The organism is Westiellopsis prolifica IICB1 (assembly GCF_004323185.1).
Classification (GTDB): Bacteria; Cyanobacteriota; Cyanobacteriia; order Cyanobacteriales; family Nostocaceae; genus Pelatocladus; species Pelatocladus prolificus_A.
In genome coordinates this window covers 223,947-238,163 of the sequence record NZ_NAPS01000001.1, presented here as the reverse complement: position 1 = coordinate 238,163, position 14,217 = coordinate 223,947, and the positions used below count along the sequence as shown (strand labels likewise).

The window sequence follows — 14,217 nt, the reverse complement described above, 5'->3', positions numbered from 1 at the left end:
CTCATGCCATTTTTGAAAAGACTACCCTGGCTTTCTTTAACACTGCTGTTGCTTACCTATATCATTTTTGGCTGGTTACTTGCACGATCAAAAACTCAGCCTATATTATGGCTGGTATTTGCGATCGCTACTGTACTTTTTATTTCCAGCTTGACTATTCCTTTCTCAAAAGTGAGTGACTATTCTGTAAGTTTGTTTAGATCAAATATCAAGTCCTTCGGAGTCACCGTATTAGGGGCTTTTTTATTCTTTCTCATTCTTGCGCGTTTTCGACTCTTTCTTGATATTTTAGTTATGATTGCTGCGGCTATATTGGTGAGAATAGATTTTCTCGTCGCAGGTTTTAACCAAGCTCAAATCTTTTTGATCACAACTACTTTTTCTTTCACAGGTTTAGCACTTGGTGCATTAGTAGAAAAGTTGATGTCGCAATATGGTTTGATTCTTTCAAATTAGGGCGAGTAGCAACACCCACCCTAAAATTATTAAATCTAAGATGCAGCAACCGCTTCAGTCACAGCAGGATAAACGCTAACTTTTTTACGAGTTTTACCCTTGCGTTCAAATGTTACGACACCATCAACGAGAGCGAACAGAGTGTCGTCGCTACCAATTCCGACATTATTACCAGGGTGAAATTTAGTACCACGCTGACGCACCAGAATATTACCAGCGCGAACAGCTTCACCACCATAGCGTTTGACACCCAGTCGTTGAGCATTTGAGTCACGACCGTTTCGTGTACTACCTGTTCCTTTCTTATGAGCCATGATTTTCTCCTTGAAATAACAACCAACAACCAACCAATCACAAATTATTCAGCAGATTCTTGTGCAACATCAGTTGTTGCTTCGCTATCTACTTCACTATTTACAGTAGCTTCTGCTTCAAAAGCAAGTACAGAACCATTAAGGCTAATGGAATTGATCATCAACCTAGTGATTTCTTGGCGATGTCCGCGCTTTTTGCGGGTTTTCTTTTTCGGTTTCATCTTGTAAACCAGGACTTTACGACCCCGCAAGTGTCGCATCACAGTCCCTTCTACTTTTGCTCCTGCGACTAACGGCTGACCAATAGTAACTTCACCGTTGTGTTGTATTAGCAAAACTGAGTCTATGCTAACTTGCTCATCGGGTTGAACAGAAAGCAGTTCAATGTCGTAAAAGCGGCCTGGTTCAACTTTTAGTTGCTTACCGCCAGTTTCAATAATTGCGTAAGTCATGTAATTGTCCTTAGGGGTTGCCGTACAGGTAGCTGACTTTTGTATACAATCAACGCGAGCGATCGCATTCTTTGAACTATCGTTGCCAGCCTTTGCAATGCGTCTACCTGATCCGAGCAGGAATTAGACAGACAATCTATCAGTGTACTTCACAAAGCCTATTTGATCAACTTTTTCTTAAAATTCGGGCTAAAAGCTAAAGTCGGTTAAAAACTGACGGGCTAAGATTTGAACCCATTAAAATGGGTTTAAGCTTTGAGCCAAAAATTTATTTTTCGGCTGATTACAATTGGTGCAAGATGTCACTTAAATGCACGTTCAAAAACAATTGGTATTAAACATCAACAACAAACGACAAATAAAAATTACTAATGATAGTAGTAAGTCGGCACAAATAAATATAGCGCGAGTTACGAAAAGTAAAAATGCATCCAACCGTTACCAATGATAAATGACAAATGATGACCCCAATTAATTAGATTTATTTGTGCCGACTTACTTAAATATTATTTGTCGTTTTTTTGAATTTCAGTTATGAACAGTATCTATATTTTCCCAACAGGGAGCGAATGATGGAATTGATAGAGAGCAAGCTTTCCAGCCAGACTTTACCCCCACATTTAACAGATTACACATACCCCCACGCTGTCCTAAAGGTGTGTAATGGCGACAGTAGCGACAAGCAGAAACACAAGATTTTAAAGTTGCCATAATAAATTTTTTGTGATAAAAAAGCTTCTCACCAAAGAGAAATTTTCCTCATCAAGTATGGCAATGATTTCTTACAAACAGTCTAATATTTGTATAATTTAATATAATAAATTCGCATTACTAAATAAAAATACATAAAGTAAATACAATAGTAGTTTATACTTACACATGTTCAAGGAAAAATATTTAAAAATACGATAAATTCCTGGCGGAATAAAATCAGTATTAATACTTAAAAATAGTAATTAGCCATAAAATTTATCACGAAAAAGACATATGCAAAGAATAGAAGTCGAAAAAAGAAGTATTTTAATAGGTTTAGCAGGTAGTCATGGATATGGTTTAAATCGTCCAGATTCAGACTATGATTATCGAGGAGTATTTATTGCTCCTAAAAGATATTACTTAGGATTTGACAGAATTGAACAAAAAGATGGTGGTTGGGATGAAGTAGGAATATTTTCATTTTTAGATGGAAATAAAGATACAGTCATCTATGAATTAAGAAAAATTATTCAGTTATTAGCTGGAGCCAATCCCAATGTCTTAGAATTGCTATGGCTGAATGAGTATCCAGTTTTAACATCTGTAGGACAGTATTTAATTAATCATAGAAAAATTTTCTTAACTAAGAAGATTAAGCATACTTATTCTGGATATGCTTTTGCTCAAATCAAAAAAATGGAAACCCATCGTAAGTGGTTATTAAATCCACCAACGAATAAACCATTACCACTTGATTTTGGTATAGAAGATGAAACACCACTCAGCAAAGAAGAGTTAAATGCTTTTTTAGAATATCTATATCACTTGATTAAAGGTAAAATTGAATATTTAGAAGAAGCAGAAGAATTATATGATTTGCTTACAGCAGATATTGATTTTAAAGCTATATTGAAACAATATACATTGCCTAGTGAAACTTTAGAATACACTCAAAATTTAACGAATAGTCGCAAAGATTTTATTCGCCTACTTCAGAAAAGCCAAGGCTATCAAATTGCTTTAAGAGAGTGGAAAGCATATTTATCATGGCAAGAAAATAGGAATCCTGTACGAGCAGAAATGGAACGAAAGTCAGGTTTTGATTTGAAACACGGAATGCACTGTATTAGATTATTACGTAGTGGGCTAGAAATCTTACGAACAGGAGAACTAATAGTAGATAGAAGAATAGCTGGGGATATTGATGAGTTAAAAGCAATTCGCGAAGGAGATTATTCTTATGAACAAGTAATGAAAATGGCAGAAGATTTAATGACTGAGATGCAAAAGGTATATGAAGAATCAACATTACCTAACAAACCTGACATAGATCAAATTAACGCATTGTGTATAAAATTAGTAGAAATGCAGGGATGGGATTAGAAGTAGAAAATTACTAGTTAAATATTTTAAATTTTTGTTATTCTGTAGTGAAGACCACTTTAACTAAAAGTCATTATGTGTCTATAGAATTTAAAACAAAAATTTCAGAGTCTCTATGACTTATGAGCAACATGAATGATTGAAAATACATTCAAATATGAATTAGGTTAATTTCTGTTAAACAAGCACTGCAATATCTTTATTCTTAATCTTCATCAAGTTATGAATCAAATTATTAAGTTTGTAATAACACTTATTTCAGGTTGTTGGCTAATACCGGAAGTTGCAATCTAAATTGTGTATCCTGAAGACAACTGACATTATGACAAAATGGAGGTCTAATGACTCCGAAAATTATGCGTCAGGTCTGGTCTGTAATTGAAACGACCCAAACAAAGACGCTATTGCAATTAGATGATGCTAGCTTAGTCCAGTGGTTGGTTAAGCAAACCAAAACCCAAGCTTTGCTAGATTGCCAAGAAACAGACTTTCTGTGTGACTACATTCAATCTCGGCTACCCCTCATTCGTGATCTTGCTAATGAACGTCAATATTCATGAAAATAGCTATTGGTCAAGTGTCATCGGTCATTGGTAGACGCGATTTATCGCGTCTGTACAATAGTCATTGTTCATTGGATATAAGCTAAGTGTATCAATACTCAAGGTTTCTTTCCTACACCCTATACTTTCTTTCCAGTAAAAACCAAGAACAAATGACTAATAACTAATAACTAATAACAAATGACTAATGACTAATGACTAATGACTTTTTGAGGTAAATATCCTTCTATTAAACAATCTGCTCCCACCACACGCACCTCAACACGTTCCAAAGACAATGCTTCAGTCATAGTGGTGAAACCCAAATCACCAACAGGTGTCGGAGCATCGCTACCACCAATTATTTTTGGAGCAATGAATGCTAAAATTTTCTGTACTGCTCCTTGAACGATCGCATTAGCTGCCAGAGTTCCACCACATTCCCACAGCACGCTACAAAAACCCCGTTCGTAGAGGTAAGACATCACTTGTTCTGGTGTCAGTGGTGATATTTCTATTACTTCTACTCCCTGTTTGAGCAACATTTCCTTAGAAACAGCATTGGCTCCTACATCTGTTAGTACCAAGGTAGGAGCTTCTTCAGTTTGCCAGAGATGAGCTTGTGCAGGTAAATTGAGAGTGCGACTCATTACTATCCGTAAAGGATTATGCGCTCCCTGTCGGTGACTAGTTAAACGGGGATTATCTAATCTGACCGTATTTCCACCGACGATCACAGCATCGCAGGCAGCGCGAAATTGATGTACTAAGCTACGAGCTTCCTGATTAGTTACCCAGGCGCTATGACCAGTGCTTGTAGCTATTTTGCCATCTAATGTCATAGCGTATTTCAGTATTCCCAAAGGTCGTTTGTAGAGAATGCGATGAATAAAGCCTTCATTGAGCCGACGACAGGCTTCTTCTTCCACTCCAACTATTACTTCTATACCCGCCGCACGTAACTTAGCAATACCACCACCGCCGACTAGTGGGTTGGGATCAACCATACCTACTACTACCTTTGCCACTCCAGCAGCAATTAATGCTTCTGAACAAGGAGGAGTGCGTCCGTAGTGATTGCAAGGTTCAAGACTAACATAGATAGTTGCCCCATGAGCATTTGCACCAGCTGCTTTGAGTGCGAAAACTTCTGCGTGCGGTTCACCGGCACGAGGATGAAAGCCTTCCCCAATAATTTCACCATCTTTAACAATCACTGCCCCCACCATTGGATTTGGGGAAGTGCATCCCAAAGCGCGCTGGGCAAGTTCCAAACAGCGTCGCATCATTGTTCGGTCAAACTCAGTACATACTTGTTGTTGGGGATGTGAATCTGATTTAATCACAAATTTTTAATTTTCTTAAGCCCTAATATTTCAACTCTAGCTTTAATCTATCTTGCCAGAGGTGGTAAATGAAGCAACTTGATTTTAACTATTTTAAGATTGTTGCTCGGCTAATTTGAGTTGTTGCCACCAACGATTCAGAGGAAAATAAACCACTGGCGCCCAGAGACTACTGACTATAGCAGAGGCAAGGGCGACCTTTTGGTAATAACTCCAGATGTCTACTGCATTGCGATCGCGCATTAAAACCAACTGTACAGCAAAGATTGTTTCCACCAAAACTGCCATTCCAAAGACAATTAAAGCGATTGAAATAAAATCTTCTTGAATAAAACGTTGTTTTTGCAGCAAAGCTGTGATACCTCCTACTACTGCCAGACTGAGTGCATGAGTGGGGTCGGGTGATGTCATCGCATCTTGAAGTAAACCCAAGATTATGCCCGCGAATACGCCTTGGAAAGCTGTACGTTTCACACTCCAAGCTACCACCCAAATTAATAACCAATTAGGACCAATACCTAATAGTTCCATGCCAGGAAGACGAGTCAGCAGCATCAGCAAGCAGAAAAGCACAGATCCAAAAATCACAGCCCAATTTACCAGTAGTCGCAGGCGGGGATGCCAACGTGAAATCGGGTTGATTTTAATTATAGATTTTCGCGATCGCGATCTTGGCTTATTTTGCCTGCCACCCCGAAATCCAGGAATTTTCATTTTTTATTAAACACTCATGTGCAAACTACACAAAAATACATATAAAATTCACCCCTAATGTAATCCGTTTAAAGGGCGTCTACACCCTTATTTTTGTGATTGTGGATTTTCTAGTTGTGGATTTTCTGGTTTGGGATATACAGTTACCCAATCCAAAGAACGAATTGGTGGAAATAGTTCTACTTTCGCCACGGATGCTGGCAGTTTCTTTAAATCTAAAGATTTAATTCTTCCGATTGCCAAACCAGAGGGAAACTTTTGGCTATAAGTCGATGTAACAATTACATCACCAGGTTTAACGTTGGGAACTTTTTCATAAAACTCCAGTACTGCTTCTGCGGAAGCATCACCCCGCAAAACTCCCTTCGCTCCAGTACGGCTAATACTTATACCCACCTTACTTTTCATGTCACTGATTAATAACACGCGGCTAGTATTAGGAGTGACATTTTCTACTAGACCGACTAAGCCACCTTCAGCCTTGACTACAAAACCTTCTTGAATTCCCGCCTGACTACCCCGGTTGATAATTACTTGTTGCCACCAATTGTCCGCACTCCGTCCGACCACTCGTGCTGGGATTGGACGCGATGACAGTTGCTCTTTTTCAACGTAACCCAACAACTGTTGTAGCTTTTTATTCTGGTTTTCTAATTCTGTAATTTGGGCTTCTAATTCTAATACACGAGAATCTTTCAACCGTTCTTCTGGAGTTGATCCTGGCTGCAAAATCTGGAACTGGCTGGTAACGCCCTGATAAATTTCCAGTAACAAAGCTCCTTGAGTTTGTCTAAGTACCCAAGCTCCACCAACTATTAGAGACAGTAGCCCAATGTGGAATCCTTTATGCTCCCACCAGCGACGCGCTGTAAACATATATACCTTTATCTAGCCGTATAATATTAACAACATTGAATTATTTACCAACCCAATTCTTGGATTGTTTATTTTGATTACATGTTCCGGGAACGTCCACTAAAAACTCGTTCTAGCTGTTTGAAATTTTCTAAAACACGACCTGTACCCAATACAACACAGCATAGGGGATCGGCAGCAACGTGGGTTACAATCCCGGTTTCATGGCTAATTAAGGTATCTAGTCCTTTTAGCAAAGCGCCGCCTCCTGCTAGCATAATGCCTCGGTCAATGATGTCTGCTGCTAGTTCTGGAGGTGTACGTTCCAGAGTCCGCTTCACAGCTTCAATGATTACTGATAGCGGTTCTGACATACTTTCACGAATTTCGGCTCCTTTGATGGTTACAGTACGTGGTAAACCAGAAAGTAAGTGTAAACCTCGGACTTCCATCATCAAATCATCTTCATCGTGAATCGGATAGGCCGAACCAATACGAATCTTAATATCCTCAGCAGTACGTTCCCCGATGACCAGGTTATGAACTTTCTTCATATACTGCATAATTGATTCTGTCAGTTCATCTCCGGCAATACGGACTGATTCACTCAGTACTGTACCCTGAAGACTCAGTACTGCTACTTCTGTAGTACCACCACCAATATCAATGATCATGTTGCCAGTTGGTTCGGCTACGGGTAATCCCGCTCCAATCGCTGCTGCAACAGGTTCGTCTATTAAGTAAACTTCTCTGGCACCTGCTTGTGTAGCTGCATCCATGACAGCTCGTCTTTCTACACCTGTGACACCACTGGGTATACCGATGACAATTCGGGGTAGTACTAGTGATTTACCCTCATTGACACGCTGTATAAAACTTTTGAGCATGAGTTCGGCTGTATCGAAATCAGCAATTACGCCATCGCGCAAGGGGCGCAGAGCAATCACATTTCCAGGTGTTCGACCAAGCATTTTTTTGGCATCTTCTCCTACCGCCAGTGCTACCTTTTCGTTTTGATCGATGGCAACTACTGATGGTTCTTGAAGAACAATACCTTTACCAGATACATACACTAGGGTATTGGCGGTACCGAGGTCGATACCCATATCTCGCGATAAGGAAAACTTACTGAAAAGGCCCACGCGTTTTTTGCCCCCTATTTCGATACTTTTGACTACTAACGTGAGAGAGAATTGTGCAGGATTCTATTACTTTTTTTGACCGCAGTCTAGTAAAGCAGACTATATTTTGTATAAGTTTTGGGAATCTTTTGTTTATTAGTTGCTACTACTGTTTTATATTCTCTGATCGTAGGCGCATATCCGTACGCTTTTGTAATGAAAAAAGAGTAATTTTTATCATTATAGTCAGTAATTATAATTGTTAATTATTTAACATAGTTTTTATGGCTTGATAATTTTAGTTATCATAAAAATCATTGTGTGATGAGTACTTTTGTACTGAAAGGCAATAACCATGAGTATTAATATCGTCACCCTAGTTGGTCGTGTAGGCGGCGACCCAGATATGAAGTATTTTGAAGATAGTGGTAGTGTCAAATGTAAATTAACACTGGCAGTGAGGCGGCGATCGCGCAGTAGTGATGAACCTGATTGGTTTAACTTGGAACTATGGGGAAATACTGCGGAAATCGCCGGTCGGTTTGTGCGTAAAGGAAGTTTGATCGGAGTCAAAGGTTCCCTAAAGTTTGACACTTGGAACGATCGCACCACCGGCGCTTTGCGTTCTTCCCCAGTAATTAGAGTAGATCAACTAGATTTACTAGGTTCCAAGCGGGATGAAGCAGAGATGATGGATCATAATCCTGATAATTTTTAATATTGGTCAAGAGTCCATCGTCAAGAGTCCATTGTTCAGAGTTCAGAGTCTAGAAAATTCCAAATTGACCCTTGACCCTTGACCCTTGACCCTTGACTAATAACTAATTTCCAACGTCACCGATGCTTCTACCTGCTGTTCACCACCTTCAACAGGGGTGGAAGCACCTCCTACCTTTGCTACTTCTGCACTCATCATAGGACGTGGCGGTGGTGGTGTAGTGCTTGCACCGTTAACTTGAATGTTCACTACTTCTTTACGCTGGAAATCTAAAGCACTAAAAACAGCATCAGCTTGCTGTTGAGCCTCTTGGGTAGCTTCTTTGAGTGCTTGCTTTTGGGCTTGTGCGATCGCCTCATCAGTAGCTACAAAACTAATACCATTAATCTGCGTTGCACCAGCTTTGACGGCTTCATCTAACAACGAACCAGCTTTGTCAGTACCTATACGGAAACTCACAGTATTACTAGCACTATAACCAGTCAAACGCTGAATGTTATCTTTATAACTATATACTGCATTAAGAGTAATGCCAGTAGTTTGTAATTTATCCACATTACGGCTCTTGAGCAATGCTACCACAGCGGATGACCTGCGAGCAGCCTCTTGTTGTGCTTCCTGGGCTGTTTTAGCCTGTATCTCTACACCTAATATCACTTGAGCTAGAGTAGCAGGAATTGCTTCTACCCCACGACCAGTAACTGTGAGAGTGCGTAACATCCTTTGTTTCTCTTGTGCTAGCACAGGCTGGGAAAAGGTGACACACACAAGTACACCTAAAAATAAAGTCTTCCATAAGTTCCCAGTTAATAACTGAGAACCCAACCAAGCGGGTTTATGCATCAGATTTCACTCCTCGAAATTATTTTTTGCTAATTGTTAGTTGTTATTTGTTTGGAAGTAACACTTTGATATCAAAACTTTAAGATAATCCTGTGTAGTAATGCTTGCAGCCTATCTATTATATATACTAATACTAAAAAGTATTATTTAGAACATAGCCTTACTTTTAGCATGAGCAATACCAATTTTTGGACAACTGCCTACCAGTTATTCAAGCCAGAAGAACCTCTTGCTACACCTGAAAAACTGCAAAATTTTTATGTTCAGAGAGAGAATAGTCCTGTAGATAAGCTTGTTAGCTTATTGGTAATGGAAGATGATCCAGCAAAATTTTTACTAGCAGGTCATCGGGGTGGGGGGAAAACTACAGAACTGCGGCGACTGCAACAAAGGTTAGATGATAGTCATAAGGTTATCTGGATAGATACACAAATGGCGTTGGATCGTTACAATATTGGCTATGCAGAAGTAGTAGTATTAATAGGGTTAGAAATTGCACGTCAAGCTATTAAGTCTAATTGGTTATTTAAAAAAGATAAGTTACTAGAAGCTTTGCAAAGTAGTCTGGAAACTGTAGTTTATCAGGATAAAGGTAGCCATTCCGAAGGCTTAAAAATGCCTGATTTTATCGAGAAAGCAGGTATAATTCTCAAACGTGGTTTAACCAGAGAAGTCACAAAAGCTCTTAATATTCGACCTTTATTAAGTGAGATCATTAACCGAGTTAATAACATTATAGACGCAGCAGAAAAAGAAACACGACAAAAGTTACTGATTATTGTTGATGGTTTGGATCGGCATGAATTTGGCACGGCTTTGGAGATGTTTTCTAGTTCGCTACTAACAGAGTTAAACTGTCATATTATCTATTCTATTCCCATTGCCTTGCGATATTCTCCGAACTTTCGTCAGCCAATGGAAAGCTTTCAAAAATGCCTAGATTTAAATAATCCTCCGGTTTTTGAATGTGATGAAAATTTATGCCCAACAAGTAAATCTAATTTCAATGGTAGAAAAATTCTCATTAATGTAATTAACAAACGTCTTAATTGTTTAGGTGATAGCCACAAGGGTTTATTTAATCCTGATGCGTTGGATCTAATTTGTGAAAAAAGCGGTGGTGTGATGCGAGATTTAATGAGATTAGCACGTACTGCTTGTGAAATTGGGTTGCGAAATAGATTAAATTTAGTAGATTTAGAAATAGCAAAAGAGGCAGTTAGAGATGTTCGTAAAGAATATAATTTAAACGATTACCACTATCTCGAACTTGATTTAATTCACTGTACTGGCAAACTAACGACGAAGACACACAGCTTACCTGGTAGAGGTGAGTTTATTATTTGTGATGAACTTTTACAAAATAAATTAGTCTTAGGTTATTACAACTCAAAGCAAGAGTCTTGGTTTGATATTAATCCTATTTTGATAGAGGATTTAGAACGCTGGCAAGCAGCTAATAACACTAAAGCCTGACTTCCTATCAACAATTATCAATTAGAAGCTGGTATTGCATATGCTTTCTCCCGACTCCAATTACTCTTTAAGAGAAGCTGACAAAGCAGAATTAAAGAAATTAGTCAGTGTATTGGAAATTTCTAGCGGCACGACAATTATTTTTGCCATTGCACCTGAAAGTAGTCCCCAACATCCAGTTGTGAAACAGCTAAAAGAATCTTTAGCAATCAGCGAACAAAATTTTGAAATTGATAACTTTTTTTATAGTCAAAACTCCTTCCATAATTTTCTGTATAGCTTAGATGATCATAAGCAGCAAAATACGCAAACTGGGCGCAAATTGGTAATGGCATTTGGAATTGATCTATTACCGAAATCGCGCTTAGTAACAGAAATGAAAAAGTTGAATTTGGGAAGAGAAGAGTTATTTGGGATAAATTTAGTACTGATTTTTTGGCTGAATAAAGCAGATTTTTTAGATGAATTTCGTCAGCGTGCGCCAGATTTTTGGGATTGGCGAGAAAAGGTTGTGGAATTTGAAACACGCAATCCTTTACTTTATCCCTATTTAGATTGGTTAATTGCTGAGAATTCTTATCTAAAAATGAGCGGTGTGATGCAGGTAAATCGCCAAGTTGATATTTTTCTCGACCAGATTTATGTTTCCCTGCAAGCACAATGGCGACAACAAGTTACAGATATGAACGAACGCAGCCAAAGCGAACTTGAAGTGGCGACTGTACGTCAAGTTCAGAGCAGTAGTAAATTGAAGGGAATGGGTTCTAGTCACGATGATTGGGATGAACCCTGCTATTATGAACCACTGTTTGAAGAATCAATATCAGTATCAGTTTCCAGTAGTAAAAAGGTTACGCAAAAGGTAGATTTATCCGAGGCAGTGCGAGAGAATTGCTATAGCGTGATTTTAGGCGCTCCTGGTGCAGGAAAAACTACTCTCCTGCGTTATTTAGCACTGCATTTTGCAACGGCAAAAAGAGACCATTTGGAAACAATTATTGTTGATGACGATGATATTGATAATAATGTAGCCGGGAATAAAAACAACGATAATAGTGCAAATAATTTTGTAAATGGGAATCAAAAGAAGAAAGAGTTAGGTAAAACCTTGTTACCTGTTTTCTTCCGCATTGCTGATTATGCAGAAAAATTAAAACAACAACCTGAGTTAACTTTAGTTGAATATCTGTGTCAATTTTACCGCCAGTGGGAAGCTTATTTTCAAGCAGAGGTAGAAATAGGAACCGAGGTGGTGGCGTTGCTCTTGGATGCAATGCATCAAGGACAGTGCTTGATGCTATTGGATGGATTAGATGAGGTATTTGACCAAGAAAGCCGCAAACAGATTGTAGAACGAATTAACAAGTTTGTTGATATGTTCCCCACTAACAAATTCGTTATTACCAGCCGTATTGCTGGCTACCGCGATGTGCAACTCAGTAGTCGGTTTGCGGAGTTTACTATTGAAGATATGGACAGCGAACAGGTAGAACGGTTCCTGTATCGCTGGTGTCGAACAGTTGAAAAAGGACAGCAGCCAGATGCTAGCGAGGAGCAATGGCAAAAGAGAGGAGATGAGCAGGCGCGGCACATTTTACAAGCAATTGAAGACAACGAGGGTGTGAAACGGTTAACGGCAAACCCTCTGCTTTTAACTATTTTGGCGCTGATTCACCGTAACGGAGAACGCCTACCTAACCGTCGCGTGAAACTGTACGAGTTGGCTGTGCAAACTTTGACGGAAGATTGGCAACTCAGTAAGAAATTACCCGATGCGCCAAGGGTGGTGTTAAAAGAAACCGAGGTTGTAGAACTTTTAGCACCTCTAGCGTATTGGATGCATGAGGAGAAGCCTTCCGGTTTGGTAACGCAGGCGGAAGTGGAGGAGAAATTAGCAGTCAAGCTGGCAGAATTAAACGATACAGAACCCGAATCAGACTCGGTAGGTCAAGCAGTAGGGGAGTTTTTACGGAAAGTGCGGGAAACCACAGGTTTATTTGTAGAAAGAACACCTGGGGTTTACGGCTTTATGCATCTAACATTTGAAGAGTATTTTGCTGCACGTTATATTGCGGATAATGACCAAAGTGAGATATTGGAACTAATTCAGAAACATCTTTACGAGCCACGTTGGAATGAGCCGCTTTTACTAGCTTTGGGATATTACGGAAGTCATTTTTCTACGCAATTTAAGAAGTTAGCGGAGAAGTTGTTTGTTAATTTGGAAAATTATCAACCTGTGCTGCAACATGGTGAGATAAAAATTAAAAATCCTACATCTGATGATGCTGTTATCCTCTATTTGAAGGAGGATGAATCAGCAAGCAGCTTGAAAGAAGTAGAATTCAAGCTGAGAGATTTACTGTTTGCAGGACAGGTGATTGCAGAAGTTGAAATTAATAGTATTGTGATTCGCAAAAAACCAATCCACAAGTTAGTTATTACCTATCTTGGAATAGAAGCCGATTTTGAGGATGATACAACTAAGCAATTACTAAGATTGCTACGTAAAATTGAATTGTTTTATCAAAAAGGTGAAGTTATAGATTTATTGAAACAAGCAGCTAACGACTCAACACTGTCTGAAGAAATTCGAGTCAAGGCAAGAACTGCTATTCTTTATGTTGCTTGTGGTGAATCAGCAGGATTAGTTGATTGTGTGACAGAGATTGTTAACCAATTAGAGCCTTCACTGTTTTGCAGTATGAGAGATTTGGTTCAAGAACTAGGTGACGAAATGACACCTGCTCTTGAAAATAGTCGTCAGAATTATAACACTGATGAAAGTTGTCAAAAAGCATTAAACTTTATCACGGCAATGTCTTATGTACGGAAAGATAAATATGATAAAGCTATTGAGATTTTTGAATTGATAAAAGATAAGTTAGATAGCCATATCAGTCCTTATATTGCTTGGTCTTTGGCTACCTCTTATCAAGAAAAAGAAGCATTTGATAAAGCGATTGATTCTTATCAAGAATGTTTTGAAAAACTAGCTCGATATATTGAACCATCGGCTTTTCTCATTTTTTGGCAAAATCGAGGTGTTTGTCATAGGTTACATGGCAAGTATGAGCAGGCTTTAGATTGTTTTCAGCAAATGCTGACTATTACCAGAGAGATAAAGAAATTTCAAGATGAATCATTGGCTTTGTTTCATATAGGTAGAACTTATCAAAATTGGGGAAAATATGAGTTAGCAATTAATTACTATCAACAAAGCCGCGAACTATATCAAAAATTAGGTAAAGATAATAATGTAGCTAATCAGTGGTACTGGCTGGGTGATTGCTATCGAGAA

Annotated in this window: 13 protein-coding genes; 6 read left to right on the top strand and 7 right to left on the bottom strand. The window is 38.8% G+C overall.

Annotation, left to right across the window (positions count from 1 at the left end; all coding sequences use genetic code 11):
• Positions 1-3 precede the first annotated feature (3 nt).
• The gene (locus B4U84_RS01020) at positions 4-456 is read left to right on the top strand and encodes a hypothetical protein (RefSeq protein WP_017312444.1); all 453 of its coding nucleotides are present in this window, start codon (positions 4-6) and stop codon (positions 454-456) included.
• 35 nt (positions 457-491) lie between these two features.
• Here the strand turns inward: B4U84_RS01020 and rpmA are convergent, their stop codons facing one another.
• A complete protein-coding gene (rpmA, locus tag B4U84_RS01015; protein WP_016861040.1) occupies positions 492-770 on the bottom strand; it encodes a 50S ribosomal protein L27 in 279 nt (92 codons plus the stop codon).
• Positions 771-814: 44 nt separating this feature from the next.
• On the bottom strand, positions 815-1,222 hold the full coding sequence (gene rplU, locus B4U84_RS01010; protein ID WP_026082077.1) for a 50S ribosomal protein L21: 408 nt from the start codon (positions 1,220-1,222) through the stop codon (positions 815-817).
• A gap of 987 nt (positions 1,223-2,209) precedes the next feature.
• On the opposite strand from rplU, the gene B4U84_RS01005 reads away from it, so the two are divergent.
• Positions 2,210-3,301, top strand: coding sequence for a nucleotidyltransferase domain-containing protein (locus B4U84_RS01005; protein WP_131115067.1), 1,092 nt, complete (start codon positions 2,210-2,212; stop codon positions 3,299-3,301).
• 341 nt (positions 3,302-3,642) lie between these two features.
• Positions 3,643-3,861 (top strand): hypothetical protein, encoded by a 219-nt coding sequence (locus B4U84_RS01000; protein WP_017312447.1) that lies wholly within the window; start codon positions 3,643-3,645, stop codon positions 3,859-3,861.
• Between the two features lie 194 nt (positions 3,862-4,055).
• Here B4U84_RS01000 and ribD read toward each other — a convergent pair whose 3' ends face one another.
• The 4 genes from ribD to B4U84_RS00980 all read right to left on the bottom strand — a co-directional run bounded on the left by ribD (position 4,056) and on the right by B4U84_RS00980 (position 7,864).
• Positions 4,056-5,189, bottom strand: coding sequence for a bifunctional diaminohydroxyphosphoribosylaminopyrimidine deaminase/5-amino-6-(5-phosphoribosylamino)uracil reductase RibD (gene ribD / locus B4U84_RS00995; protein ID WP_017312448.1), 1,134 nt, complete (start codon positions 5,187-5,189; stop codon positions 4,056-4,058).
• Between the two features lie 93 nt (positions 5,190-5,282).
• Positions 5,283-5,903 carry a rod shape-determining protein MreD gene (mreD, locus tag B4U84_RS00990; RefSeq protein ID WP_131115065.1) on the bottom strand — a complete coding sequence of 207 codons (621 nt, stop codon included), beginning with the start codon at positions 5,901-5,903 and terminating at the stop codon, positions 5,283-5,285.
• A gap of 87 nt (positions 5,904-5,990) precedes the next feature.
• Positions 5,991-6,779 (bottom strand): rod shape-determining protein MreC, encoded by a 789-nt coding sequence (gene mreC, locus B4U84_RS00985; protein ID WP_017312451.1) that lies wholly within the window; start codon positions 6,777-6,779, stop codon positions 5,991-5,993.
• Positions 6,780-6,856: 77 nt separating this feature from the next.
• Positions 6,857-7,864 carry a rod shape-determining protein gene (locus B4U84_RS00980; RefSeq protein ID WP_017312452.1) on the bottom strand — a complete coding sequence of 336 codons (1,008 nt, stop codon included), beginning with the start codon at positions 7,862-7,864 and terminating at the stop codon, positions 6,857-6,859.
• Positions 7,865-8,234: 370 nt separating this feature from the next.
• Here B4U84_RS00980 and B4U84_RS00975 point away from each other — a divergent pair, with 370 nt between their 5' ends.
• Entirely contained in the window at positions 8,235-8,597 is a 363-nt protein-coding gene (locus B4U84_RS00975) for a single-stranded DNA-binding protein (protein ID WP_017312453.1), read from the top strand.
• A 96-nt stretch (positions 8,598-8,693) separates the two neighbouring features.
• On the opposite strand, the gene B4U84_RS00970 is transcribed toward B4U84_RS00975, so the two are convergent.
• On the bottom strand, positions 8,694-9,440 hold the full coding sequence (locus B4U84_RS00970) for an SIMPL domain-containing protein (protein WP_131115063.1): 747 nt from the start codon (positions 9,438-9,440) through the stop codon (positions 8,694-8,696).
• A 171-nt stretch (positions 9,441-9,611) separates the two neighbouring features.
• Here B4U84_RS00970 and B4U84_RS00965 point away from each other — a divergent pair, with 171 nt between their 5' ends.
• Positions 9,612-10,916, top strand: coding sequence for a P-loop NTPase fold protein (locus tag B4U84_RS00965; protein WP_131115061.1), 1,305 nt, complete (start codon positions 9,612-9,614; stop codon positions 10,914-10,916).
• Between the two features lie 40 nt (positions 10,917-10,956).
• The coding region (locus B4U84_RS00960) for a tetratricopeptide repeat protein (protein ID WP_131118639.1) at positions 10,957-14,217 on the top strand (3,261 nt) is incomplete at its 3' end.

What these genes read in the sequence shown, in the direction of transcription:
- B4U84_RS00965 (WP_131115061.1), top strand. Translation starts at nt 9,612, where the DNA reads ATGAGCAATACCAATTTTTGGACAACTGCCTACCAGTTATTCAAGCCA.
- B4U84_RS01020 (WP_017312444.1), top strand. Translation starts at nt 4, where the DNA reads ATGCCATTTTTGAAAAGACTACCCTGGCTTTCTTTAACACTGCTGTTG.
- mreD (WP_131115065.1), bottom strand. Translation starts at nt 5,903, where the DNA reads ATGAAAATTCCTGGATTTCGGGGTGGCAGGCAAAATAAGCCAAGATCG.
- rplU (WP_026082077.1), bottom strand. Translation starts at nt 1,222, where the DNA reads ATGACTTACGCAATTATTGAAACTGGCGGTAAGCAACTAAAAGTTGAA.
- B4U84_RS01000 (WP_017312447.1), top strand. Translation starts at nt 3,643, where the DNA reads ATGACTCCGAAAATTATGCGTCAGGTCTGGTCTGTAATTGAAACGACC.
- mreC (WP_017312451.1), bottom strand. Translation starts at nt 6,779, where the DNA reads ATGTTTACAGCGCGTCGCTGGTGGGAGCATAAAGGATTCCACATTGGG.
- B4U84_RS00980 (WP_017312452.1), bottom strand. Translation starts at nt 7,864, where the DNA reads ATGGGTATCGACCTCGGTACCGCCAATACCCTAGTGTATGTATCTGGT.
- B4U84_RS00975 (WP_017312453.1), top strand. Translation starts at nt 8,235, where the DNA reads ATGAGTATTAATATCGTCACCCTAGTTGGTCGTGTAGGCGGCGACCCA.
- B4U84_RS01005 (WP_131115067.1), top strand. Translation starts at nt 2,210, where the DNA reads ATGCAAAGAATAGAAGTCGAAAAAAGAAGTATTTTAATAGGTTTAGCA.
- B4U84_RS00970 (WP_131115063.1), bottom strand. Translation starts at nt 9,440, where the DNA reads ATGCATAAACCCGCTTGGTTGGGTTCTCAGTTATTAACTGGGAACTTA.
- rpmA (WP_016861040.1), bottom strand. Translation starts at nt 770, where the DNA reads ATGGCTCATAAGAAAGGAACAGGTAGTACACGAAACGGTCGTGACTCA.